This is a genomic window from Pseudomonas sp. I3-I5, from assembly GCF_022699445.1.
Classification (GTDB): Bacteria; Pseudomonadota; Gammaproteobacteria; order Pseudomonadales; family Pseudomonadaceae; genus Aquipseudomonas; species Aquipseudomonas fulva.
The window spans coordinates 2,070,463-2,093,138 of the sequence record NZ_CP093940.1 but is presented as its reverse complement, the minus strand read 5'-3'; the positions used below and the strand labels follow the sequence as shown (position 1 = coordinate 2,093,138).

Here is a 22,676-nt window from a genome sequence, read left to right as displayed (position 1 = left end):
CATCATCCCTGCCTTGAACACGCGATCGGTAAGGCCGGCGGCATGCCGCCACGGCATTTGAGTACCCGCCACTGGGGTGGGCGTGCGTCGATGGCGATGCGCAATGCCGCAGGCGACGGATTATGCATGGCCGCTTGCCCACGGCAGGCGAACGCCAGGGCCTGCCCGGTTTCCGCCGCGACCTGCAAGCGGCGCAAGGCGCGGTCGTCGGCGCGTTCTGGCCAACACACCACCGCGGCACAACTGCCCGAACGCAGGCACTGTTCGGCGGCCCACAGGGTGTCGGTAGTGCCCGCGTCGACCTGGAACAGCCAGCGCAGGTCGATACCCGCCGCCTGCCAGGCTGGCGCAAAAGGAATGAAGGGAGGTGATACCAACACAACGCGTCCGCCCTCGCCGCTCAGGCGCGCCAGCGTGGGCCAAAGCAATTGCAGTTCGCCGCTACCAGGGCGCACGAGCAACAATTCGCTGAGCGCCGCCGCCGGCCAGCCGCCTTCGGGCAGGCGTTCGTCCAGGCTGGCATGCCCGGTCGGTTGCAGACCCTGTGGCCGGGCCTGGGCTTGACGGCCACGCCATACCCGACGCTGGTCGAGCAGCCTGTCCAGATCGATGACCGCGCCCATCAGTCGCGCCGCACCAGGCCACAGAAGATGCCTTCGATGAACAGCTCCTGATCCGGCCCTACGTCAATTGGTGCGTACGCCGGATTGCGCGGCACCAGCCGATAGCCCTCGCCGTGGCGCTGGAGGCGCTTGATGGTCACCTCGCCGTCCAGCCGAGCGACCACGATCTGCCCTTCCCGTACATCGCCCTGCTGGCGGATGCCGACCAGGTCACCGTCGAGGATGCCGTCACCTATCATCGAGTCCCCGCGCACCTTGAGCAGGTAATCGGGGGTACGGCGAAACAGGCTGGGGTCGAGCATCAATTGCTCGTGGATGTCGAGGTCCGGCCCGATCGGCGCACCCGCGGCCACCTGTCCGAGCACCGGCAGTTCGAGCATTTCAGGCCGGCGTAGCGGCCTTGCCAGGCGAATACTGCGGGCCTGATTGGGGGTGACGTCGATGTAGCCTGCCTGGCACAGCGCGGTGATGTGCTTGCGGGCCACGCTGCGTGAGGCAAAGCCAAAGCGCGTGGCGATATCGGCCAGGCTGGGGGGCTGGCCTTGTTCGGTGATGCGCTCGCGAATGAAATCGAAAATGGCGCGGCGCTTGGGGGTTAGATTATCCATGGAGCACATTTGTACTCTTTCCGGAGCACGCTGACCAGCCCCCTTCGTCGTCGTCATTGGTTATGATCCTATGGCCACCCTGTACCTGCTTTGGAAATCCCCATGCTCAATGCATTGCTGTTCGACCTAGATGGCACCCTCACCGACACCGATACCCTCCATTTACAGGCGTTTCGCCAGCTCTTGCGTGAATACGACGGCCGAGCATTGAGCCAGGGCCAGTTCGATGCTCAGATCAGCGGCCGGGCCAATGGCGAACTGTTCGCCGAGTTGTTCGAGGGTGCCACTGCCTTGCAGTGCCAGGCACTTGCCGAACGCAAGGAAGCGCTTTTTCGTGAAATGTCACCAAAGCTCGAGCCCCTGCCTGGGCTGATCCGTTTGCTCGATCACGCCAGCACCCACGGCTTTGGCATGTGCGTAGTGACCAACGCCCCGCGGCTCAATCCCGAACACATGCTCGCAGGCCTGAAGTTGAGCGACAGGTTCGACCACGTGGTGATTGCCGATGAATTGGCCAAGCCCAAGCCCGACCCGCTTCCCTACCTGACCGGCCTGCAGCGACTGGATGCCCATGCTGACCAGGCGTTGGCTTTCGAAGACTCGCTACCGGGCGTTCGGGCAGCCAGCGCTGCCGGGATCTTCACGGTCGGCCTTGCCACTACCCAGACGCCACAACGTTTGATCGAGGCAGGTGCGCGCCTGGTCATCGACAACTTCGAAGATGCGCGCCTGTGGGCGCTATTGGGCATGGACAGGGCACCGGCGGGAAGCGATGACACAGCACGCTGAGCTTCACCTGCGCAGCCCCTTGCTGTTTCGCTTCGTAGCGTTGGGTATTGGGCTGGGCATGGTCGCCGTGTGCAGCCTGGCGTTGTATGCCATCTGGGTGGATGTGCTACCAGTCTTCGGGCGCCTGTACCGCGGTGCTCCGGTGGTCGAGACTTCGTTCGGAGCCTTTTTCGTGATAGGGGTGATTCCTTTGACGCCCATTGTGGTCGCCGCCGCCATGATCGGCCTTATTACCGGCCGCAAGTTCGACCCGCCGCGGGCATCCTGGCTTGCTCGATTCCAGCTTCGCTCTTTCCAGGTCACACTCGTGGCGATATGCATCGTGGCCCCGGTGATGATTGCAGTGAGCACGGCCACGCTCCTGATCAAGGACTATCGGCCCTGCACCAAACTGCGCATTTCCGGATCGAGCGGGCACATGTTCTGGGTCAATGATGACCGGGTGTGTTTTACCCCGGATGCTTACATCAATGATCATTGGCCCTGCAAAACGGTGGGTGACCGGACGGTGTGCGTCCAGGTGGATGGCCACGCTCCACTCGGCTCGCAGGCTGCCCGGTAGAACCTCCTGGCCGCTTGGAGCGTCCTACAGCTATTCCTATTCGACCGCAGGCCATACGTGATCGCTGGCCTGCTATGTCTCCTCGACCCGACTGCCAAGCAAGGACAGCAACATGCCAAGCGACAAACCCGCCTTCAGCGGTTTCATTCGTGTACGGGGTGCGCGCGAGCACAACCTCAAGAATGTCGATGTAGAGGTACCGCGCGACGCATTGGTGGTGTTTACCGGAGTGTCGGGTTCCGGCAAGTCTTCCTTGGCTTTTTCGACACTGTACGCCGAGGCCCAGCGCCGCTACTTCGAATCGGTTGCGCCCTACGCTCGGCGGCTGATCGACCAAGTGGGTGTACCGGACGTGGACGCCATCGAAGGCTTGCCTCCCGCGGTGGCGCTGCAGCAGCAGCGTGGCAGCCCCAGTGCGCGGTCTTCGGTAGGCAGCGTCACCACGCTATCGAGCTCCATCCGCATGCTGTACTCGCGTGCAGGCCATTACCCCGCGGACCAGCCAATGCTGTATGCCGAGGATTTCTCGGCCAACACGCCGCAAGGCGCCTGCCCCGCGTGCCATGGGCTCGGCCGGGTCTACGAGGTCACCGAGGCGACCATGGTCCCCGACCCCTCGTTGAGCATCCGGGAGCGCGCAGTGGCTGCCTGGCCCATGGCGTGGCAAGGGCAAAACCTGCGGGACATTCTGGTCACCCTGGGCTACGACGTGGATGTGCCTTGGCGCGATCTGCCCCAGAAGCAGCGTGACTGGATTCTCTACACCGAAGAAACACCCACCGTGCCAGTCTACGCGGGCCTTACGCCGGCCCAGGCACGTGCCGCCCTCAAACGCAAGGCAGAACCCAGCTACCAAGGCACGTTCACCGGCGCTCGGCGCTATGTGCTGCATACGTTCATGCACTCGCAAAGTGCACAGATGCGCAAGCGCGTTTCCCGTTACATGCGCCCGAGCCCCTGCCCCACGTGCCAAGGCAAACGTCTCAAGCGCGAGGCATTGAGTGTCACCTTCGCAGGCCTGGATATCGCAGCGCTTTCGCAACTGCCCCTGCAGGCCTTGGCTGAGGTATTGCGCAAGGTGGCGGCAGCCGAGTACCTGATTCAGGACGATGACCTGACAGTTGAAAAACGCCTGGCCGCGCAACGCATTGCCAGTGAGCTGCTGGTGCGCATCGACACGCTGCTTGAGCTCGGCCTGGGTTACCTGGCACTCGAACGCAGCACCCCTACCCTGTCTTCGGGCGAGCTGCAGCGCCTGCGCCTGGCTACGCAGCTCAATTCGCAGCTGTTTGGCGTGGTCTATGTGCTGGACGAACCCTCCGCCGGCCTGCACCCGGCCGACAGCGAAGCCTTGTTCGATGCCCTGCAGCGCCTCAAGCAGGCGGGCAATTCGGTATACGTGGTCGAACACGACCTGGACACCATGCGCCGTGCGGACTGGCTGGTGGACGTGGGGCCGGCCGCCGGAGAGCACGGGGGCAAGGTTCTCTACAGTGGCCCTCCGGCCGGCCTGGCCCAGGTCGAGCAATCGTGTACGGCCCGCTATCTATTCCAGGCACAGGACAAGACACACCGCCAACATCGCGAGCCCCAGGCCTGGCTACGCCTGGAGGGCATAACCCGCAACAACCTCGACAACCTCAGTGCAGCGTTCCCGCTGGGCTGCTTCACGGCGGTGACCGGCATTTCGGGCTCCGGCAAGTCGAGCCTGGTCAGCCAGGCCCTGCTGGACTTGGTAGGCACACACCTGGGTCACGCCGAGGCTTCACAGGATGCCCAGGTGCCTGACCTGGAAGACGAGCCAGAGCAGGTGAGCACGGGCCGCGTCAGCGCAGGCCTTGAGCACATCAAGCGGCTGGTGCAGGTAGACCAGAAACCGATCGGCCGAACGCCTCGGTCCAACCTGGCCACCTACACCGGCTTGTTCGATCATGTGCGCAAATTATTCGCCAGTACCGAACAGGCCAAGGCCCAGGGCTTCGATGCCGGGCGTTTCTCATTCAACGTCGCGAAAGGTCGATGCCCTACGTGCGAAGGCGAAGGATTCGTCAGTGTCGAGTTGCTGTTCATGCCAAGCGTGTTCGCTCCTTGCCCGACCTGTCACGGGGCCCGCTACAATCCAGAGACCCTTTCGGTGAGCTGGCAAGGCATGAATATCGCCCAGGTGCTGCAACTGACCGTGGAGCAAGCGCTGAGCGTGTTTGAGGATCAGCCCTCGGCGCGGCGTTCGCTTCAGGTGCTGCAAGACATAGGCTTGGGCTATCTGCGTCTGGGCCAGCCGGCAACGGAGCTGTCAGGGGGCGAAGCACAACGGATCAAGTTGGCCACCGAACTGCAACGCCAGGCCCGCGGCGCCACCTTGTATGTGCTCGATGAGCCCACCAACGGCCTGCACCCACAAGATGTCGACCGGTTGCTGGTGCAGCTCAACCGCCTGGTGGATAACGGCCACAGCGTGGTGGTGGTCGAACATGACATGCGCGTAGTCGCCCAGTGCGATTGGGTGATCGACATCGGCCCTGGGGCTGGCGATGCCGGCGGCAAGGTGGTCGCCAGCGGCAACCCCGGTCAGGTGGCCAAGGCCAAGCACAGCCGCACAGCCGCCTTCCTGGCACGGGCCTTGTAGCAGCGCTGGATAACATCGACGCAGGCGCAAGCGGCCACACAACGGCTGCATCCAACACCTTAGACAGGCTGTTTCATGGACAAGTACGCACCCCGCCAGTGGTTACCTCACGAGAAACCGACCCTGCCAGGTTCGCCGTCCACGCCCCTGCACAGCCCAGCCAAGCGCCTGGCCTATGGTCTGGTTGGTTTGCTGGTCGCCATCACCGGCGGGCTGGGCAACGCGCTGGTGACCGCAAACCTTGTGTTCCTGCAAGGTGCACTGGGCGCGACCACTGCGGAAATGGCCTGGTTGCCGGCTGCCTACGTGATGACCAACGTGTCCATGAACCTGTTGCTGGTCAAGTTTCGCCAGCAATTCGGCCTGCGTGCCTTTACCGAAGTGTTTCTGGTGCTCTATGCCCTGGTGACCTTCGCCCACCTGCTGGTCAACGACCTGAATTCGGCCATTGCCGTGCGGGCCGCCCACGGCATGGTGGGCGCCGCGTTGACCTCGCTTGGCCTGTACTACATGATCCAGGCCTTCCCGGCACAGTGGCGGCTCAAGGCAATGGTCCTGGGCCTTGGCGCTTCCCAGCTGGCCTTGCCGCTGGCACGGATATTTTCTGAAGACCTGCTGTTGATCGCCGAGTGGCGGGGGCTTTACCTGTTCGAACTGGGGCTGGCGCTGACAGCCCTGGGCTGTGTACTTCTGCTCAAACTACCACCCGGTGACCGCTTCAAGACCTTCGAGCCTCTGGATTTTCTCACCTTCGCCCTGATGGCCAGCGGCACGGCGCTGCTCTGCGCGGCCTTGTCGCTTGGGCGCATCGACTGGTGGCTGGATGCGCCGTGGATCGGCATGGCGCTGGCAGGCTCGATCGTCCTGATCCTGAGCGGGCTGGCGATCGAGCACAACCGGGAGAACCCCCTGCTGATGACGCGGTGGCTGGGCAGCGGCGCCATCATCCGCCTGGGGCTGTGCGTGATCCTCATCCGTATGGTCACCTCCGAGCAATCCACCGGCGCAGTCGGCTTTCTGCAGATGCTCAACATGTCCAGTGAACAGATGCGTTCGCTGTACTGGATCATGCTGCTCGGTGCGGTCGCCGGGTTGGCGACCAGCGCCTTGACCATCAACCCTAACCACTTGATCCTACCGCTGCTGATCTCCCTGCTGGCCATGGCAGTAGGCGCCTTCATGGACAGCACGTCGAGCAACCTGACCCGGCCTGCGCAAATGTACCTGAGCCAGTTTTTGTTGGCCTTCGGCAGTACGTTCTTCCTGGGCCCCTCCATGGCCCTGGGCATTGGCCATGTGCGGGCCAACCCGCAGAACCTGGTGAGCTTCTCGGTGCTGTTCGGCATCTGCAACAACCTCGGTGGTCTGATCGGTGCAGCGCTGCTGGGCACGTTCCAGATCTGGCGGGAAAAATTTCACTCAAGTCACCTGATGGACCACCTGAGCAGCGTGGAACCGCTGGTCACCGCCCGGGTTCAAAGTGGGGGTGCAAGCGTCGGGCGCCTGATCGCCGACCCTGCCCTGCGTACTGAAGTGGGCATGCGCCAACTGGCTAGCGCGGCCACCCGAGAAGCCAATGTGCTGGCCTACAACGATGTGTTCATGCTCATTGGCGCTATCGCTATTCTCACCATGATCTGGATCTGCATACGCGGCACCTGGCTCTGGTACAGCAAACGTCAGGCTCGCCTGACCGACTCATCCCTTGGCGCACCGACACGATGACCGAACAATCCCGCACCACCACCACGACTGCCATCGCCGAAGCGCCGGAGGGCACTACGCCACCAAGTGAGCCAACTTCACCCGGACGCACTCGCAAGGTGCGCATACTGTCAGCCATCACCTTCGGCTGTGTCGCCCTGGTCGGCGTACTGGTGGTGCTTTATGCGTGGCGCCTGCCCCCTTTCAGCAGCGCCATCGAAAGTACCGAAAACGCCATGGTGCGCGGGCAGGTCACGATCATCGGACCGCAGTTGAGCGGCTATATCGTCGAGGTGCCAGTGCAGGACTTCCAGTACGTCAAGGCGGGCCAGTTGCTGGTCAAGCTCGATGACCGGATCTACACCCAGCGCCTTGCTCAGGCCATCGCTCAGCAGCAGCAACAAGAGGCGGCGCTGGCCAACAATGCGCAGCAGCGCAAGAGCGCTGAGGCGACCATCGCCCAGCGCCAGGCTGCCATCAATGACGCTGCCGCGCAGTTGACCAAGGCGAAGGCCGATCTGTCGCGCAACCAGGCGCTGGTCACCGATGGATCGGTGTCACGACGTGAACTGGATGTCACCCGCGCCAGCGAGGTGGCGGCGGCGGCGAGCCTTGCGCAGGCAAAGGCTGCGCTGGAGATTGCCCGGCAGGATCGCGAGTCGGTGATCGTCAACCGCGCGGCGCTGCTGGCTGCGGTCGAGAATGCCAAGGCCGCCGTGGCCCTGGCCCGCATCGATCTGGACAACACCCGCGTGACCGCGCCAAGGGACGGGCAGTTGGGGCAGATCGGGACGCGCCTGGGCGCCTATGTCAACTCCGGTGCCCAGCTGATGGCGCTGGTACCCGATACCCTGTGGATCATCGCCAATATGAAGGAAACGCAGATGGCCGACGTGCGCATCGGCCAGCCGGCCAGTTTCACGGTGGATGCCTTGAACCATCTCAAACTGTACGGGCACATCGAACAGATTTCCCCTGCCACTGGCTCGGAGTTCGCGTTACTTCAGGCGGACAATGCGACCGGCAACTTCGTCAAGATCGCCCAGCGCATTCCGGTGCGTATCACAGTGGATGCCGGCCAGCCAGAGGCTGCGCGGCTGCGGCCGGGTATGTCGGTGGTGGTCAGTATCGATACGGGGGAGCAGCCGTCCTGTGGCAGAGCGGGTTGCTAGCGGATTGATGGGGGGTGTGCCCTTGGATGGGTCACGTGTTGGCGAGAGTGGACAATGGGTATTACTCTACACCCCATAGATCAGTCTCTTTAATCAGGGTGTGGCTGCATTCGAACACCTTTGCGAGCCACCACTTCTTGTAGGAGCGAGGTGCCACGATGGCCGTGCAGCGGCCCCAGTTTATTTGCTGTGATTCAAACACTAGGGCCGCTTCAGGGCCGCTTCGCGGCCATCGCGGCACAAAGTCGCTCCTACACGGGATATATGTCGCGGCAAGTTTAGACGTTATCATCCCCACCACAGACGCTGTTGATCTTGATCTTGATCTTGATCTTGATCTTGATCTTGATCTTGATCTTGATCTTGATCTTGATCTTGATCTTGATCTTGATCTTGATCTTGATCTTGATCTTGACCTTGACCTTGACCTTGATCTTGACCTTGATCTTGATCTTGATCTTGATCTTGACCTTGATCTTGATCTTGATCTTGACCTTGACCTTGACCTTGATCTTGATCTTGATCTTGCTTTTGATCTTCGCGACTTCAGAAGGCCGAACGCAGGTCTTGCGGAGGGAGGTGACAGGCATGGATGCCTGTCAAGCGCTGGGCCCCAGGATGGGGCCTACAGCGCGGTCCTCCCGGGAGCAAGACCGGAGTGAGGGAACCCCGAAGCGCAGCGTAGGGGCCGTATGAATGGAGCGCAGCCTTTTTTGGTTACTTTTTGTGGCGTTTGACAAAAAGTAACTCGCCGTAAGGGCGAAAAGGTGATTCAGCGTCGCCATCGCAAATGGACTATGCTCTCTATCGATACCCACACCAACCCAATCAAACTTCAAACTTCAAACTTCAAAGCGTGGGCGCATATATCGAGTTGGTATTCATTGGCGCGGGTGGCGCACAGTCACCCTTCCGCCCTTACGGCGGCTCACTTTTTGTCTTGTCAAAAAGTAAGCAAAAACCGCCTGCTCCTATCATCCGGCCCCTACGCTACGCTCCGGGGTCCCCTCGCTCCGGGCTTGCTCCCGGGAGGACCGCGCTGCAGGCCCCATCCTGGGGCCCAGCGCTTGACAGGCATCCATGCCTGTCACCTCCCTCCGCAAGCCCTACGCTCGGCCTCCTGAAGTCGCGATCTGCGCCGCCTGGGCTACCGCGCGCTTAGAAGCAAAAGCCACAGCAACAGCAAAAGCCACAGCAGTCGCAGCCGCGACTGCGACTGCGAGCGATTTGCCTGGGAAAGACATTGGCATGTCTTTTCGAGACTGCGGCATTGCGCCGCAGGCAGTCAACCCTTGGCAAAACCCTGCAAGCCCGTAGAATCGCGCTTCCTTTTCGCCCGTCGCCTTGAACGGTGGCAACCGGCAACCAAGACCGAGTCCGCGCCTGACCCCATGAACGCTCATGTGAAATAGGCTCAACCCTCCCCGCCCGGCCGTCTTCCTGCATGGCCAAGCGGTTGAGTCTTGCCCAGGTCGCATCCGTGCAGCCTCTACCCTACCCGGGTCGACCAGCGTGCGCGCTCGAAAAGGCCAACCTTCGCCTATCCAACTTGAGGTACCTATGTCTGCGCGTTTGCTGGCCATGGCGCTGGCGCCGCTGCTCGGGCTGTTCATCATTGCCCTGGGCAACGGCTTCATGTCTTCTCTGACCACCCTGCGACTCGGCGAGGCTGGCGAGTCTGCCACCACCATCGGCATCGTCTCGTCCACCTACTTCATCGGTCTGACCCTGGGGGCCATCTTCAATGATCGGCTCATCCTGCGCATCGGCCATATCCGCGCCTACACCAGCTTTGCCTCGCTGATCGGCGTCACCATCCTGCTGCAAGGCCTGTTCTATGACGTGACCTGGTGGTCGGTGCTGCGCCTGATCAATGGCTGGGCGGCCGTGGGGGTGTTCCTGGTCATCGAGAGCTGGTTGTTGCTTGCCGGAGACGCCAAGATCCGCGGTCGCCTGCTGGCCTTGTACATGATCGCCTTCTATGGCGCCGGGGTGCTGGCTCAGGCAGGGCTTGGCGAGATCACCCGCCTGGGCGAGACCGCGCCTTTCATGCTGGCAGGTGTGCTGACCGCCCTGTCGGTGTTGCCGATCGTGATCCTGCCACGGGTTTCGCCACTGCTGGACCAGGTAGAGCCGCTCAAGCCGCGGCAACTGCTGGGCGTGGCACCCTCGGGGCTGGTGGGATGCTTTGGTTCGGGCGTGGCCATTGCCGGGATCTATACGTTGCTGCCGCTGTATCTCCAACGTATCGGGCTGGACGTCGGCGAAGTAGGCAACATGATGGCCTGGGTCATCCTCGGGGCCATGCTGTTGCAATACCCGGTGGGGCGGTGGTCGGACCGCAAGGACCGTCAGGACGTGCTGATTGCCCTGGCGGCAGTGTGCGCTGCGCTGGCATTGGTCACCGTGTTCCTGCCTTCGGATGCATTCCTGCTGCCGGCGATGCTGTTTCTGCTGGGCGGCGGGGTGTTCACCTTGTATCCGGTGGCGGTCAGCCATGCAGCCGACCGTGCCCCATCCGATGCCTTGGTGCCCATGATCCAAGGGCTGCTGCTAATCAACTCGCTGGGCTCGGCGATGGCGCCGATGGCGATATCACCCGTGATGACCGAGTTTGGCGAAGCCGGGCTTTTCTGGGCGTTTGCCGTGGTCAACCTGTTGATGGTGGGCTTTTTCCTGTGGCGGCGCGGCAAGCGCCCGGCCGCGGAACACCCTGCCCCGTTCACGGCCTCCACCACCTTCTCGCCTACTGGCGCCGAACTGCGGGTCACCGAGGACCTGATGCATGCCGCGCAGGAGCATCCTCCGATGGAAACGGCCGAACCCAAGCCTTCGCACCACGGCGAGGCCTGTTGAGGCAAGCGTGCCCTAACCGACCATCCGTCGCCCTCTGGGCACCTCCTGTGCAGGACTATGCCAAAGCAATGACAGAATCCATGCACAGGAGCTTCGCCATGATTCGCATCCGTAGCCTTTCGCTGTCCGTTGCTTTCGCCTTGGCCACCCTGGCCGGTACCAGTCAGGCCGCCACTGACACCACCAACACCGACATGCACCCGAAAACCGACCAGATGGGCGGCAAGACTGCAGGTGAAGGCAGCAGCGTGAATACCCCAGGCAGCAGCCGTGACAATGACAGCAGCAACGCCGGGGCCGCAGGTGCCCATGACGGTGCTGCGGGCGGCTCCAACAGCACCGGCGAAGCCACTGGCTCAGGCGCAGGCGCCACTGGTGGTCAAGCTGAAGATCAAGACAGTCACTAAGACCACGGTCCAGTGACCACCCGGCGTAATCATCCGATCGATTACGCTCATAGCAATTTTCCATTGAATGGCCCGCGCAATGTGCAGTAAGCTCGGGCTCATTCACTGGAGAGCAGCATGCAAGCAACCATCCACACACTCGCTACTACCACTGGCCGCGCCCCGCGCCCGGCAGCGGTCGTGACCGTGTGCGTGAACGCACCTGCCTCCTATTACTTCGGGTATTGGTTTAGCCACTAGGCGCCGATACCCACACGGCGTCCACCTTCGAGGGGCCGCCGAACATGAGAATACTCAAACCCCCGGTCGGCCTCCCGACCGGGGGTTTTGTTTTTTCAGGCCTACACCCAAACGATCCAGAGGACAGATTCATGAAATACGACACCTATTACGTAACCAGCACCTCCACCTGGCGATTTAGCCACGTCCGCTCGGGCCAGCCTGCCGCCTCCGACCGGTTCTGCACAGGTGGCACTGATTCAGCCAATAGCCAAACACCGATCTGTCGAACACCTCGATAGGGCCGACTGCGCAGCCATAGTGCCTGCCGTCCGCCCAAGGAAAACCCTCATGCAAGCCTCCAGCCTCGCCCTGCCCCTGACCCAAGCCCAAGCTGCCAATACCGCTGTCAGCCGCCGCCTTCCCAGCCCGCACCTGCTCAAACAACAGATGCCGTTGTCTGCCTCGCTCGCACACCAAGTCCAGGCGCACCGCCAAGCCATTTGCGACATTCTCGAAGGGCGCGACCCTCGCCTGCTGGTCATCGTAGGGCCATGCTCGCTGCATGATCCGCGCGCGGCGCTGGAATATGCCGATCGCCTGGCCGCGTTGAGCCGACAGGTCGGCGAACGCATGCTGCTGGTGATGCGTGCCTACGTGGAAAAACCGCGCACGACGGTGGGCTGGAAGGGCCTGGCTTACGACCCTCACCTCGATGGCAGCGACGACATGCATGCAGGTCTGGCACTGTCGCGGGGGCTGATGCTGGGCATGATCGAACGGGGCCTGCCGGTTGCGACCGAATTGCTGCAGCCCATGGCCGCTGGCTACTTCGACGATGTACTGGCCTGGGCCGCCATCGGCGCCCGCACCACCGAATCACAGATTCATCGAGAAATGGTTAGCGGGCTGGCGCTGCCGGTAGGCTTCAAGAACGGCACCGATGGCGGCGTTGCCATCGCGACGGACGCCATGCGCAGTGCTGCCCATGCCCACCGGCATTTCGGCATGGATGCACAGGGCTACCCTGCGATCGTCGAAACCCTGGGTAACGCGCATACTCACCTGGTGCTGCGAGGTGGCCATCAAGGTCCGAACTACGACGCCCACAGCCTTGCCCTGGCCCGTCAGGGGCTCGCCAAAGCAGGCCTGCCTGCGCGCATCATGGTCGATTGCAGCCATGCCAACAGTGGCAAGGACCCCGCCCGGCAACCGGCTGTTTTCAACGAGGTGTTGCAACAGCGATTGAGCGGCGACACCTCGATCGTCGGCATGATGATCGAGGGGCACTTGTTCGAGGGTTGTCAGGCCCTGAGCAACGGGGCGCTGAAATACGGCGTGTCCATCACCGATGGCTGCCTTGGCTGGAGCACCACTGAGACCTTGTTGCAGGGTGCGGCACGCCTTTTGGGTGAGCGGCAGGCCGAACCCTGCGAGACACGACCGGTTGAAGTGCGTTAGGCTTTGCCTCTTTACCCTCCCAAGGAGCAGTACCCCATGGCACGTGCAACCGCCCGTCACATCCTGGTCAACAGCGAAGACAAGTGCAACGAACTCAAGGCCCAGATCGAAGCGGGTGCCGACTTCGCTGAAATCGCCAAGGCCAACTCCACCTGCCCGTCCAGCCGTCAGGGTGGTGACCTGGGCTCGTTCGGTCCTGGCCAGATGGTCAAGGAATTCGATACCGTGGTCTTCAGCGCCCCGGTCAACACCGTGCAGGGTCCGGTCAAGACTCAGTTCGGCTACCACCTGCTGGAAGTGACCAGCCGCCAGGACTAAGTCCTGCGAAGCAAGCCCGGTAGGAGGGAGTGGCGCAAAGCCGCTGCTTTGGCCTCACGCGAAGGCCCCTGCGGAACCTTTGATCAGCCGCTCCGCTCCTACGCTCAGCCCATCCCGGGCGATGCCCAACGGCTTTCTTCGTTCCAGTCGGCGCCGGCGCGCTGTTAGGGAGCTTTGCATGACCCTCAAAGGCAAGACAGCAGTGATCACAGGTTCCACCAGCGGCATTGGCCTGGGCATTGCCCATGTGCTGGCGCGAGCGGGGGCCAACATCGTGCTCAACGGTTTTGGTGACCCTTCACCTGCCATCGCCAGCCTTGAGCAATTAGGGGTGCAGGTGCGCCATCACCCCGGTGATCTTGCCGATGCCGCGCAGATCGAGGCCATGCTGGACTTTGCCGAACAGGCATTCGGTGCCGTGGATATCCTGGTCAACAATGCCGGGATCCAGCATGTGGCACCTGTCGAGCACTTCCCGGTGGACAGCTGGGACAAGATCATTGCCTTGAACCTGTCTGCGGTCTTCCACGGCACTCGCCTGGTGCTGCCAGGTATGCGCGCCCGCAACTGGGGCCGCATCATCAACATCGCCTCGGTCCATGGGCTCGTCGGCTCCACCGGCAAGGCCGCATATGTCGCCGCCAAGCATGGGGTGATTGGCCTGACCAAGGTCGTAGGGCTGGAAACCGCCATGAGCGGCGTGACCTGCAATGCCCTGTGCCCAGGCTGGGTGTTGACGCCGCTGGTGCAGCAGCAGATCGACGCACGTGCTGCAACCGGCGTCGATCCGCAGCAGGCAGAACGGGAATTGCTCGCGGAAAAACAGCCTTCACAAGCGTTCGTAGCGCCCGAGCACCTGGGCGAGCTTGTGCTGTTTCTATGCAGCGAGGCTGGCAGCCAGGTGCGCGGTGCGGCCTGGAACATGGACGGTGGATGGCTGGCGCAATAAGCCATGCCGATTCGCGGTGGTAGCGGTGCGTCGGGCATAATGGCTGCTTTCTCTCGCTGCATGCACAGGTAGATCATGAAAGCCCAAGCCCGCCACATCCTGGTCAAGACTGCTGACGAAGCCGAAAAGCTCAAGCAGCGCATCGCCAAGGGTGAGGCGTTCGATGTGCTCGCCAGGAAGTTCTCCCTCTGCCCCTCGGGCAAGCGTGGCGGTGATCTTGGAGAGATTCGCCCTGGGCAGATGGTCGGTGCGATCGACCAGGTCATCTTCAAGAAGCCCCTGCGCGTTGTGCATGGGCCCGTGAAGAGCAAATTCGGCTATCACCTGGTGCAGACGTTCTACCGCGACTGAGTCTCAACACTGCCGTCCAAATACCCAGCAACTAGCAGTTCTGCCAGTTGTCGCTCCCAAGCCTTCCTCTGTAAAAAGTGCCTGACCCCGCGCAATTGACGTTGCGCGCTGGCTTTGAATGGAGGCTTTGCTATGCGTGTACGACTGATTGTGGGCTCACTGAGTTTGCTGGGCGCGGCCCTGCCATCCGCTCAGGCAGCTTGTACATTTTCCCCTGGGGCCGGTAACGACACGTATGTCTGCGACAGCGGGTCAGCGCCTTCGCTGGTGGATACCGAGGGTGACAACCGTCTGGTGTTTCCGGCAGGTGGCACCGGCGCCATCGAGGGCGATGTCACCTTTGGCCCAGGCCGGGACAGTATCGACATGGCCTCCGGCACGATCGCCGGCAACGTCAATCAGGGTGGCGGCATCGATGACTTCGTCATGAGCGGCGGCGTGATCGAGGGTAACGTCAACCAGGGTGACGGGCTGGACACCTTCTACATGTCCGGCGGCTGGATCAAGGGCACCTTCGACAGCGGCGACTACGCCGAAATGGACGGCGGCAGGATCGGAAACGTCAACCTGCGCCTGGACAAGAATACCTTCATCATGCGCGGTGGCAGCGTTGACAGGAATGTCATTGCCGCGTTCGACACCGATTACATCGAGGTCTTCGATGGCACTATTGGCGGCAATATCAGCGTCAGCGGCGGCGACGACAGCGTCCTGATCCATGGCGGCAGCGTCGCAGGGGACGTGCTGCTCAGCACGGGCAACGATCGCTTCGTCTGGGACGGCGGGACGATCGGCGGGAAAGTCGATGCCGGGCCGGGCGACGACACTGCGCTGCTCTCCGGGCTTAATCCGGAAACGCTGATCATCACAATCGATGGCGGCGAAGGCAACGATATCCTCACGTTCGACAATAGCCGCGCGGTGGGCGGTGCTCGCTACCTCAACTGGGAGACGGTGGCGTTGACCAATCTTAGTCAGCTGGCGCTCAACGACACCCTGGTCCTTGGAGACGCCGGCACCGGAACCGGCAGGCTCACCCTCGACAGCAACAGCGTCCTTGCCTCAAGCGAGGGCGTGATCACAGCGTTTGGCCCAGGGCAACGCGCATCGGTGAGTAACGCCGGAACGCTCAACCTTACCGAGGGTGGCGATGCCCTGGGCCGTCTTACCATCCAAGGCGACTATGTCGGCGAAAACGGCCTGTTGCGCGTGAACAGTGTGCTGGCCGGTGACAATGCGCCCTCCGATCGCCTGGTGGTCAGCGCCGGGTCCATAACGGGGACGACCGGCCTGATCGTCAACAATCTGGGGGGAGCCGGCGCGTCGACACCCCAGAACGGCATTCAGGTCGTGGAGGCACGCGACGGTGCCACCAGTACGGCTACCGCCTTCGTGCAAACGCAAACCCTTTCGGCGGGTGCCTACGACTATCGATTGTTCAAAGGTGGTGTTACCGCTGGCAGCGAGAACAACTGGTACCTGCGCTCGACGCTGGTGGCGCCACCTGTGGTGACGCCGCCGGCTGAGCCCGAACCCGAGGTCCCTGCCGAGCCGGCGCCCGAACAGCCGGCGGTTACCCCGCCGGTTGCCGCTCCAGCCCCAGGGCAACTGGACTTGCCCGCCCCGATCGCCGGCAACCAGAGCCTGCCGCTGTATCGTCCCGAGGTCGCGGTCTACGCCGCCGCCCCCAGGGGGGCAGCCATCGTGGTGCGTCAGGGGCTGGGCACCTTCCATCAGCGTCAGGGCGACCAGCAGTTGCTGGAGGGCCAGGGCGCACTGCCCGCTGCCTGGGGTCAGGCCTACGGCGGCGCACTCCGTCAACAGTGGAGTGGTACGGTCAGCCCCAGCCTCGATGGCGACCTGTATGGCTTCAAGGTTGGTCAGGACGTGTACGCTCATGTGAGTGATAGCGGTGCCCGTCAACACGCTGGGGTATACCTCAGCCAGTCTCGCCTGACGGCCGGTGTCAAGGGCTTCGCGTTGGCCCAGGAGAACCGTAGCGTCGGTGACTTGCGCCTGGATGGAAAAAGCGCAGGTGCGTACTGGAGCTGGGTGGGTGCGCAAGGTGGCTATCTGGATGGCGTGTTGCAATACACCCGTTTGGATGGGCGGGCGCGCTCGGACCGAGGCGACAAGTTGGACTTGGACGGGGACGCCTGGGCCGCTTCGCTGGAAGCCGGCGTGCCCGTAACCTTGTCATCGCACTGGGCAATCGAGCCGCAGGCACAGGTCATCGCCCAGAAGACCAAGTTCGATACCGCAAATGATCGCGTCTCGCGTATCGACCATGACGCGCAGGTTGAACTCACTGGCCGCATCGGGCTGCGCCTGGAGGGACGATTCCAGCCCAACGGTGCCCGGCTGCTGCAGCCCTACGCGCAAGTGAACCTGTGGCATGGGGACGGCGGCAGGGATGCGCTGGTCTTCGACAAGACGGACAAGGTCAAGACTGATTACCGCTACACCGCCCTGCAAGCCGAAGCAGGCGTTGCAGCGCAACTCAATACTTCGTTGAGCGTGCACGGCGGGATTCAGTACACGACGCATCTGGATAGCCGTGAACAAGAGGCCAGCGGCGTCAACCTGGGCGTACGCTGGCAGTTCTGACAAGTAAGCAGGGCGCGCGACCATCGCGCGCCCTGCCCTTGACTAACGCCGAACGACCAACAGCCCTGCCCCTGCGCTTGCCAGCAGCGCGGCACTGGTGCGATTGAACAACCTACGAGGCCGCGGCCGCGAGAACCATCGCTGCAAATAAGCGCCCACTGCAGCGTAGAGCGCGATGGCTGCCCATTCCAGCAGTAGAAACAAAACCCCTAGTAACAGGAACTGTTGGCCTACCGGCACGGGGCTGGCGACCGATACGAACTGTGGCAGAAAGGCTGTAAATATCAGGATGGCTTTCGGGTTGCCTGCTGCAACCATGAACTCCTGACGCGCCAGGCGCCACCCACTGCGCGCCGGGTACCCAGCCTCGACGGCCGCGGCCACTGGCGCACGCCACAGTTGCCACGCCAGATAGAACAGATACACCGCCCCTACCACTTTTATCGCCAGAAACAGGGTTTCGCTGGTATGCAGGACCACGGCCAGGCCCATGGCCGCAAGGCCTATCATGCCGCTGAAAGCAAACAGGCGCCCTACCCCTGCAAGGCAAGCGGCGCGCAACCCATAGCGACTGGCATTGTGCAGCGACAACAGGTTGTTGGGACCTGGTGCCATGTTCAGGGCAAAGCAGGCCGGTATGAAAAGCATCAGGCTGGCAAGGTCCATCCCTCTATCCTCTGAATTTAGGGCTGTATCGCAGGTACCAGGCCGCAGCGTCAAGGTACAGTCACGCGCGACAACTGTACGGGCCAGCAGCGTCTGTTTAAGCTGTCAGCCATCACGAGGACCTTCCGATGCCGCGTTCCAATACCCGCCTGTGGCGAGATCCGCGCTTGCCGCAGGTCGAGAGCCGCCGGGCCTGCAACAGCCGGGCTTGCTACAAAGCCCATAGCCATCCGACCTTCTCCATCGGTGCCGTGGACGCGGGTTCCAGCCTGTTCACAGGTGCAGGTTGCGGGACCGAGCGGCTCACCCCCGGTACGCTGGTGGCGGTCCCCGCGCACCGGGTCCATGCCTGCAACCCCGAGGCAGACCAGTCCTGGAGCTACCAGATGCTGCATGTGGATGCGCGCTGGCTGGCTGAGCTGCGCACTGAGTCCGGCCTGCCCTGCGGCGCGCCTGAACAACCGGCGCGTGTCAGCCGGGATGCCGAAGCGTACCACCGATTCTGCCAACTCAACGACGTGCTGTTTTCCGAGGCGGCCCCGATGCAAAAGGAGGCCGAGCTGATCGCTTTTCTGTGCGACATGGATTTCGACACCTTCTCGCCCTTGGCCGCAGCACCCGTCCTTCAAGCCCCAGCGCTGCAGGATTTGCTGACGACCCTGCACGACCAGGATCCGGCTCGCCTGACCGTGAAGTCATTGGCCCGGGAAGCAGGCCTTGGTCGTTATCAACTGATTCGCGCGTTTCGGGCTGCCACAGGCCTGACGCCGCACGCCTACTTGCTCAACGCCAGGATCAACCGGGGCCGTCAACTGCTCCGGCAGGGTCACCGACTGGTTGAGGTCGCCCACGACCTGGGGTTCGCCGATCAAAGCCATTTTCAGCGGGTATTCAAGGCGCATGTCGGGATCACACCGGGGCATTACCTCAAGGCTCAGACCATGAAGTAAGGCTGCGCGGTCACCACCTGCAATATTGTTCAATACGCAGCGTGCCTGCACTCGCACACTCAGGCAACTGATCTCAAGCGCCGAGCCACCTGCGACCATGCAAGCATTTATCCTGATTGCCCTTGCCCACTTCCTGGCGCTGTTGTCGCCCGGGCCGGATTTCTTCCTGATTGCCCGAACCGCAATTGCCAGTGGCTGGCGCGTGGCCAGCGGCGCATGTGTGGGCATTGCCCTGGGCAACGGGGTATTCATCGTGCTGGCCTTCACCGGGGTGTCCATACTGCACGAGGGCAGCGCGCTGTTCGAGCTGTTGCAACTGGCCGGTGCGGTTTACCTGGTCTATCTGGGTATTGCGTTTCTGCGTCATGCCGGCAGTACCAGCATGTCCCCGACTTCGGCCAGCAGCGCACCCACCTGGTGGCGCAACCTGCAGATGGGCCTGCTGTCCGGCCTGCTCAATCCAAAAAATGGGTTGTTTTACGCAAGCCTGGCCAGCCTGGTAGCGGGCAGCTCTACTATGTGGCTGTTGTCGTACGGCATCTGGATGTTCTGCGCGGTGCTTGCCTGGGACCTGCTGGTCGCTGTCAGCATAGGCCACCCGCGGGTACTGCGGCGATTCAGCAGTGCCCTGCCCTTACTCGAACGGCTGTCAGGCCTCGTGTTGCTACTGCTCGGCATCGGTTTGCTGATCACGCTGGCCTGGCGTTGACCAGCATCAGTGTACGCAGGTCCATCAGGCTGAAATGCCCACTGGTCCATCCCCCGGTATCCAAGTGCCACACATTGCCCAGCTGCCTGACAGACTGGACAGTGGTATGACCGACCAGCAGGGCGCGCAACCCTTTTACGGGCGTGGTATCGGCCTGCTTCAAACGTCGCCTTGACCACAGGCAGGTTTCAAGCACGTCTGGGTCATCGTCCAGTTCGAGCCAGGTACGCAGGGTGGACCAGTCGTCGAACGGGCTGTCGGCATGCAACAGGCCAATGGGGCCGCTTGCCGACTCGACCTGCAAGGCGATCGGCATCTGTTCGAAACGCTCGACGAAGCGCAGCTGCTCAGCGGCCGTCGAATCGATGAACCACCCACCCCCTGCTGCACGGTACATCGCCAGGTCCAGCCGGCCGCCACGGACCAGGTTGATCGCCAGCGACTCGTGGTTGCCCTGGACCGCATAAAACCATGGCTGCTCCAGCCAATGCAGGGCTGCCCGGCTAAAAGGCCCGCGATCGACCAGGTCGCCGACGCTGAATAGCCGATCCTTTTCCTTGTTGAAACCGACGGCGTCCAGGCTTTGCTGCAGCCGGTCGAAATGGCCGTGTATGTCTCCAACGGCCAGATCCCGACCTTGAACATTGGCACCGACAAGCTGGAAACGCTGCATGACCTTATTCCTTTGCAAGTAGACAAAGACTTTCTAGGCCTTTGCCTGGGCAGCATGGCACAAGCGGCTGGTCGGGAGTATGCTCGGCGATCACGTGCCAGGGAAGGAAGTGTCATGAATCTGTGCGCTGCACAACTGGGTTCATTCAAGGGCGATGTGGCGGCCAACGTCAGGCGTCATCTGGCCTGCATCGAACAAGCTGCGAGGCTGGGCGCTGCCGTGATCGTCTTTCCCGAGTTGTCGTTGACCGGTTACGAACCCACCATTGCCCGTCAGGCTGCGCTGCCCCTGGGCTCCCCACGCCTGGACCCGCTGCAAGCGGCAAGTGACCGCCTATGCATCCTCGTTGCGGCGGGATTACCGTTGCCAACCCCGAACGGCATCCAGATCGGCATGCCGATCTTCACCCCGGGCGCCCCACGCCAAGCCTATGCAAAACAGCGTCTGCACGAAGATGAACTGCCCTACTTCAACGCAGGGGTGAGCACCTCGCTGATTCAGACGGCGCATCACCAAATTGCGCCCGCCATCTGCTATGAATCGATGTTCATGGCACATGCTGCATCGGCACGAGAACGAGGGGCAGACATCTATCTGGTGAGTGTGGCCAAGACGGCAAAAGGCGTAAGCGAAGGACACATGCATTATCCGCAGGTGGCGCGCGAACTGGGCCTGACCGTGCTGATGGCCAACTGCGTTGGACCCGCCGGCGAGTTCCTGGCGGCCGGTGGTTCTGCGGCGTGGGACAGTGAGGGTCGCCTGCTGGCTTGCCTGGACTCCCACAGCGAAGGCCTGCTGCTGCTGGACACCGAGGCTGGCACTGCCAGCGTGATGCCGCTGGATGCGCCCGCGTGATTTACCTGGTACTGGCACTGGCGAGCTACGGGCTAAGCTACTACGTGATCGGGTTGCTAATCGATGGCCAGGTGGCCGACATTGCCGAGGGCATGCGCCATCGCCGTGATGCGCCTGCCCCAGGTCAATACCTGCGGGCTGTTCAGGCACGATTGCGCCGTGTGCGCTGGGAGTATTCACTCATGGTAGGTACATTTCTGACTGCACTGTCGTGCGTTGGCGCCTACTGGCTGGGCTGAAGCCGCAAGTCCAGTGGCAACGTCTGCCGGCCTTCGAGGGCCAATAGCAGTTGTTTGGCGGCCAGGCCACCGGCAAAGCCGGTGAGCCCACCGCCAGTCCCTATCACACGATGACAGGGCGCAATGATCGAAATCGGATTGCGGCCATTGGCAGCGCCTACCGCCCGCACGGCACTGGGGTTGCCGATCTGCTGGGCGATCTGACCATACGTGCGGGTTTCACCAAAGGGTATGCAGAGCAATGCGTCCCACACTCGACGCTGAAACGCCGTCCCAGAGAATTCCAGGGCCAGATCGAAACACTGACGTGAGCCGGCGAAGTATTCGGTCAGTTGACGTGCGGTTTCGATCAGAACGGGGCAGTGATCGTCACGCTGCAACGGACCAAGACGCACTCTGTTTTCCCGCTCCTGCTCCCACAGCACGGCGATCAGCCTTTGATCCCGAGAGACAAGGGTCAGCGTGCCAACCATCGATGGCATGAGGGTGTACAGGCTAGGCATACCGCTACTCGGAAATGAAAAGGCAGCGTGCGGGGGGTGCTTATGACAAAGCGACTAACCGTAATGGAACTGAATTACTGCGAATCGGCACCGGTCAACACTTGTGAACGCTGCAAGAAACTGACGAGGTGAATCATGACTATCGAAGCTGAGACGCTCGCACAACTCGCACAAGCCCTGAAGGCACAAGGGGCCAGGTTGATCGCTGACCTGACGTTCATCCGCGCGCCTTACCGGTGTGGCAAGCGCTGGGTATGCAATGTAGTACGCCGCAAAACCGCACGCAAGCCTGCACTGCTTCAATGAACGGCGCGCCGCAACTACCACGCTCTTGAATAGGCGAAGGACCGCCCTTTTTCCTGCGATCACGCCCGCCTGCAAACCCGCCTGACGCACCTGTCACTCAAGGCATTCGCGTGCCGCCACCCTTAGCTTGTCGCCCGACAGAAAGCTGCCTTTATAGAATGTCGCGCGGCTACCCTCCCCCGACTCGATCACCTCCAGCACATCATCGGTCGTCACCGCACTAGGCGCCGTCATGCGTACGCCATGGGGGATGGATTTCTGCGTTGAATTGGGTGCCAAGGCCTGCCATTGCGGCATAACGCAGGCGGCATATTGCTGGGGCGTTTTGGATGTGAGCTTGCTTGCAGTGGGCTTGCCGGGTGAAGCGCAGCCCACGAGTGCTACACACAGCGCCGCCACGACATACAGGAAGTTAGGCATTTCTTTGGCCTCGATCAGTCGCGGGCATTCTAGCAAGTGAAAGGGCCAAGGAGGAATGGACCATCGTCGAATTCCGGAAACATCACGGTTGCCCTTTTTTACC

24 protein-coding genes are annotated in these 22,676 nt (G+C 62.2%); 17 read left to right on the top strand and 7 right to left on the bottom strand.

Features of this window, described 5'->3' with window-relative positions; genetic code table 11:
• Positions 1 to 2 precede the first annotated feature (2 nt).
• Positions 3 to 623, bottom strand: a complete 621-nt coding sequence (gene imuA, locus MOP87_RS09585) for a translesion DNA synthesis-associated protein ImuA (protein WP_027916357.1) — start codon at positions 621 to 623, stop codon at positions 3 to 5.
• On the bottom strand, positions 623 to 1,240 hold the full coding sequence (lexA, locus tag MOP87_RS09580) for a transcriptional repressor LexA (RefSeq protein WP_027916358.1): 618 nt from the start codon (positions 1,238 to 1,240) through the stop codon (positions 623 to 625). The genes imuA and lexA overlap by 1 nt, the downstream gene beginning before the upstream one ends.
• Before the next feature lie 93 nt (positions 1,241 to 1,333).
• On the opposite strand from lexA, the gene MOP87_RS09575 reads away from it, so the two are divergent.
• From MOP87_RS09575 to MOP87_RS09555, 5 genes are all read left to right on the top strand, one after another.
• On the top strand, positions 1,334 to 2,020 hold the full coding sequence (locus tag MOP87_RS09575) for an HAD-IA family hydrolase (RefSeq protein WP_242810450.1): 687 nt from the start codon (positions 1,334 to 1,336) through the stop codon (positions 2,018 to 2,020).
• Entirely contained in the window at positions 2,004 to 2,582 is a 579-nt protein-coding gene (locus MOP87_RS09570; protein WP_242810449.1) for a hypothetical protein, read from the top strand. Before MOP87_RS09575 ends, MOP87_RS09570 begins: the two co-directional genes overlap by 17 nt.
• Before the next feature lie 112 nt (positions 2,583 to 2,694).
• Entirely contained in the window at positions 2,695 to 5,208 is a 2,514-nt protein-coding gene (gene uvrA, locus MOP87_RS09565; protein ID WP_028687775.1) for an excinuclease ABC subunit UvrA, read from the top strand.
• Between the two features lie 75 nt (positions 5,209 to 5,283).
• Positions 5,284 to 6,933 carry an MFS transporter gene (locus MOP87_RS09560; RefSeq protein ID WP_027916362.1) on the top strand — a complete coding sequence of 550 codons (1,650 nt, stop codon included), beginning with the start codon at positions 5,284 to 5,286 and terminating at the stop codon, positions 6,931 to 6,933.
• On the top strand, positions 6,930 to 8,084 hold the full coding sequence (locus MOP87_RS09555) for an HlyD family secretion protein (RefSeq protein ID WP_242810448.1): 1,155 nt from the start codon (positions 6,930 to 6,932) through the stop codon (positions 8,082 to 8,084). Before MOP87_RS09560 ends, MOP87_RS09555 begins: the two co-directional genes overlap by 4 nt.
• Before the next feature lie 278 nt (positions 8,085 to 8,362).
• Here MOP87_RS09555 and MOP87_RS09550 read toward each other — a convergent pair whose 3' ends face one another.
• The gene (locus tag MOP87_RS09550; protein ID WP_242810447.1) at positions 8,363 to 8,674 is read right to left on the bottom strand and encodes a hypothetical protein; all 312 of its coding nucleotides are present in this window, start codon (positions 8,672 to 8,674) and stop codon (positions 8,363 to 8,365) included.
• A 970-nt stretch (positions 8,675 to 9,644) separates the two neighbouring features.
• Between MOP87_RS09550 and MOP87_RS09545 the strand changes: the two genes are divergently transcribed.
• From MOP87_RS09545 to MOP87_RS09515, 7 genes are all read left to right on the top strand, one after another.
• Positions 9,645 to 10,940: an MFS transporter gene (locus tag MOP87_RS09545; protein WP_028687876.1), complete on the top strand. Its 1,296-nt coding sequence runs from the start codon at positions 9,645 to 9,647 to the stop codon at positions 10,938 to 10,940.
• 98 nt (positions 10,941 to 11,038) lie between these two features.
• Entirely contained in the window at positions 11,039 to 11,347 is a 309-nt protein-coding gene (locus MOP87_RS09540; RefSeq protein ID WP_027916365.1) for a hypothetical protein, read from the top strand.
• Between the two features lie 570 nt (positions 11,348 to 11,917).
• Positions 11,918 to 13,027: a 3-deoxy-7-phosphoheptulonate synthase gene (locus MOP87_RS09535; RefSeq protein ID WP_042139876.1), complete on the top strand. Its 1,110-nt coding sequence runs from the start codon at positions 11,918 to 11,920 to the stop codon at positions 13,025 to 13,027.
• A 36-nt stretch (positions 13,028 to 13,063) separates the two neighbouring features.
• Positions 13,064 to 13,345 carry a peptidylprolyl isomerase gene (locus tag MOP87_RS09530; protein WP_027916366.1) on the top strand — a complete coding sequence of 94 codons (282 nt, stop codon included), beginning with the start codon at positions 13,064 to 13,066 and terminating at the stop codon, positions 13,343 to 13,345.
• A gap of 178 nt (positions 13,346 to 13,523) precedes the next feature.
• Positions 13,524 to 14,294, top strand: a complete 771-nt coding sequence (gene hbdH, locus MOP87_RS09525) for a 3-hydroxybutyrate dehydrogenase (RefSeq protein ID WP_028687875.1) — start codon at positions 13,524 to 13,526, stop codon at positions 14,292 to 14,294.
• A 75-nt stretch (positions 14,295 to 14,369) separates the two neighbouring features.
• The gene (locus MOP87_RS09520; protein WP_027916368.1) at positions 14,370 to 14,645 is read left to right on the top strand and encodes a peptidylprolyl isomerase; all 276 of its coding nucleotides are present in this window, start codon (positions 14,370 to 14,372) and stop codon (positions 14,643 to 14,645) included.
• Positions 14,646 to 14,777: 132 nt separating this feature from the next.
• Positions 14,778 to 17,252 carry an autotransporter outer membrane beta-barrel domain-containing protein gene (locus MOP87_RS09515; RefSeq protein WP_088523774.1) on the top strand — a complete coding sequence of 825 codons (2,475 nt, stop codon included), beginning with the start codon at positions 14,778 to 14,780 and terminating at the stop codon, positions 17,250 to 17,252.
• Between the two features lie 42 nt (positions 17,253 to 17,294).
• Here the strand turns inward: MOP87_RS09515 and MOP87_RS09510 are convergent, their stop codons facing one another.
• The gene (locus tag MOP87_RS09510; RefSeq protein WP_242810446.1) at positions 17,295 to 17,918 is read right to left on the bottom strand and encodes a LysE family translocator; all 624 of its coding nucleotides are present in this window, start codon (positions 17,916 to 17,918) and stop codon (positions 17,295 to 17,297) included.
• Positions 17,919 to 18,046: 128 nt separating this feature from the next.
• Here MOP87_RS09510 and MOP87_RS09505 point away from each other — a divergent pair, with 128 nt between their 5' ends.
• Both MOP87_RS09505 and MOP87_RS09500 read left to right on the top strand, forming a co-directional pair.
• Positions 18,047 to 18,868, top strand: a complete 822-nt coding sequence (locus MOP87_RS09505; protein WP_027916371.1) for an AraC family transcriptional regulator — start codon at positions 18,047 to 18,049, stop codon at positions 18,866 to 18,868.
• Between the two features lie 97 nt (positions 18,869 to 18,965).
• On the top strand, positions 18,966 to 19,577 hold the full coding sequence (locus tag MOP87_RS09500) for a LysE family translocator (RefSeq protein WP_242810445.1): 612 nt from the start codon (positions 18,966 to 18,968) through the stop codon (positions 19,575 to 19,577).
• Here MOP87_RS09500 and MOP87_RS09495 read toward each other — a convergent pair.
• Positions 19,558 to 20,250 (bottom strand): metallophosphoesterase, encoded by a 693-nt coding sequence (locus MOP87_RS09495; protein WP_242810444.1) that lies wholly within the window; start codon positions 20,248 to 20,250, stop codon positions 19,558 to 19,560. The two genes, MOP87_RS09500 and MOP87_RS09495, sit on opposite strands and share 20 nt — an antisense overlap.
• Before the next feature lie 114 nt (positions 20,251 to 20,364).
• On the opposite strand from MOP87_RS09495, the gene MOP87_RS09490 reads away from it, so the two are divergent.
• Together MOP87_RS09490 and MOP87_RS09485 are read left to right on the top strand one after the other, a co-directional pair.
• Complete coding sequence (locus MOP87_RS09490; RefSeq protein WP_110607418.1) at positions 20,365 to 21,105, top strand: carbon-nitrogen hydrolase family protein; 741 nt, start codon at positions 20,365 to 20,367, stop codon at positions 21,103 to 21,105.
• Complete coding sequence (locus MOP87_RS09485) at positions 21,102 to 21,344, top strand: hypothetical protein (RefSeq protein WP_027916375.1); 243 nt, start codon at positions 21,102 to 21,104, stop codon at positions 21,342 to 21,344. Before MOP87_RS09490 ends, MOP87_RS09485 begins: the two co-directional genes overlap by 4 nt.
• Here the strand turns inward: MOP87_RS09485 and MOP87_RS09480 are convergent.
• A complete protein-coding gene (locus MOP87_RS09480; RefSeq protein ID WP_059184048.1) occupies positions 21,329 to 21,847 on the bottom strand; it encodes a methylated-DNA--[protein]-cysteine S-methyltransferase in 519 nt (172 codons plus the stop codon). The two genes, MOP87_RS09485 and MOP87_RS09480, sit on opposite strands and share 16 nt — an antisense overlap.
• A gap of 135 nt (positions 21,848 to 21,982) precedes the next feature.
• On the opposite strand from MOP87_RS09480, the gene MOP87_RS09475 reads away from it, so the two are divergent.
• Positions 21,983 to 22,153, top strand: coding sequence for a hypothetical protein (locus MOP87_RS09475; protein WP_023533860.1), 171 nt, complete (start codon positions 21,983 to 21,985; stop codon positions 22,151 to 22,153).
• Between the two features lie 93 nt (positions 22,154 to 22,246).
• Here MOP87_RS09475 and MOP87_RS09470 read toward each other — a convergent pair whose 3' ends face one another.
• A complete protein-coding gene (locus MOP87_RS09470; RefSeq protein WP_027916377.1) occupies positions 22,247 to 22,573 on the bottom strand; it encodes a hypothetical protein in 327 nt (108 codons plus the stop codon).
• Between the last annotated feature and the right edge of the window lie 103 nt (positions 22,574 to 22,676).

Coding starts and splice junctions, on each gene's coding strand:
- imuA (WP_027916357.1), bottom strand. CDS start 623: ATGGGCGCGGTCATCGATCTGGACAGGCTGCTCGACCAGCGTCGGGTA.
- lexA (WP_027916358.1), bottom strand. CDS start 1,240: ATGTGCTCCATGGATAATCTAACCCCCAAGCGCCGCGCCATTTTCGAT.
- MOP87_RS09575 (WP_242810450.1), top strand. CDS start 1,334: ATGCTCAATGCATTGCTGTTCGACCTAGATGGCACCCTCACCGACACC.
- MOP87_RS09570 (WP_242810449.1), top strand. CDS start 2,004: ATGACACAGCACGCTGAGCTTCACCTGCGCAGCCCCTTGCTGTTTCGC.
- uvrA (WP_028687775.1), top strand. CDS start 2,695: ATGCCAAGCGACAAACCCGCCTTCAGCGGTTTCATTCGTGTACGGGGT.
- MOP87_RS09560 (WP_027916362.1), top strand. CDS start 5,284: ATGGACAAGTACGCACCCCGCCAGTGGTTACCTCACGAGAAACCGACC.
- MOP87_RS09555 (WP_242810448.1), top strand. CDS start 6,930: ATGACCGAACAATCCCGCACCACCACCACGACTGCCATCGCCGAAGCG.
- MOP87_RS09550 (WP_242810447.1), bottom strand. CDS start 8,674: ATGCCTGTCACCTCCCTCCGCAAGACCTGCGTTCGGCCTTCTGAAGTC.
- MOP87_RS09545 (WP_028687876.1), top strand. CDS start 9,645: ATGTCTGCGCGTTTGCTGGCCATGGCGCTGGCGCCGCTGCTCGGGCTG.
- MOP87_RS09540 (WP_027916365.1), top strand. CDS start 11,039: ATGATTCGCATCCGTAGCCTTTCGCTGTCCGTTGCTTTCGCCTTGGCC.
- MOP87_RS09535 (WP_042139876.1), top strand. CDS start 11,918: ATGCAAGCCTCCAGCCTCGCCCTGCCCCTGACCCAAGCCCAAGCTGCC.
- MOP87_RS09530 (WP_027916366.1), top strand. CDS start 13,064: ATGGCACGTGCAACCGCCCGTCACATCCTGGTCAACAGCGAAGACAAG.
- hbdH (WP_028687875.1), top strand. CDS start 13,524: ATGACCCTCAAAGGCAAGACAGCAGTGATCACAGGTTCCACCAGCGGC.
- MOP87_RS09520 (WP_027916368.1), top strand. CDS start 14,370: ATGAAAGCCCAAGCCCGCCACATCCTGGTCAAGACTGCTGACGAAGCC.
- MOP87_RS09515 (WP_088523774.1), top strand. CDS start 14,778: ATGCGTGTACGACTGATTGTGGGCTCACTGAGTTTGCTGGGCGCGGCC.
- MOP87_RS09510 (WP_242810446.1), bottom strand. CDS start 17,918: ATGGACCTTGCCAGCCTGATGCTTTTCATACCGGCCTGCTTTGCCCTG.
- MOP87_RS09505 (WP_027916371.1), top strand. CDS start 18,047: ATGCCGCGTTCCAATACCCGCCTGTGGCGAGATCCGCGCTTGCCGCAG.
- MOP87_RS09500 (WP_242810445.1), top strand. CDS start 18,966: ATGCAAGCATTTATCCTGATTGCCCTTGCCCACTTCCTGGCGCTGTTG.
- MOP87_RS09495 (WP_242810444.1), bottom strand. CDS start 20,250: ATGCAGCGTTTCCAGCTTGTCGGTGCCAATGTTCAAGGTCGGGATCTG.
- MOP87_RS09490 (WP_110607418.1), top strand. CDS start 20,365: ATGAATCTGTGCGCTGCACAACTGGGTTCATTCAAGGGCGATGTGGCG.
- MOP87_RS09480 (WP_059184048.1), bottom strand. CDS start 21,847: ATGCCTAGCCTGTACACCCTCATGCCATCGATGGTTGGCACGCTGACC.
- MOP87_RS09475 (WP_023533860.1), top strand. CDS start 21,983: ATGACTATCGAAGCTGAGACGCTCGCACAACTCGCACAAGCCCTGAAG.
- MOP87_RS09470 (WP_027916377.1), bottom strand. CDS start 22,573: ATGCCTAACTTCCTGTATGTCGTGGCGGCGCTGTGTGTAGCACTCGTG.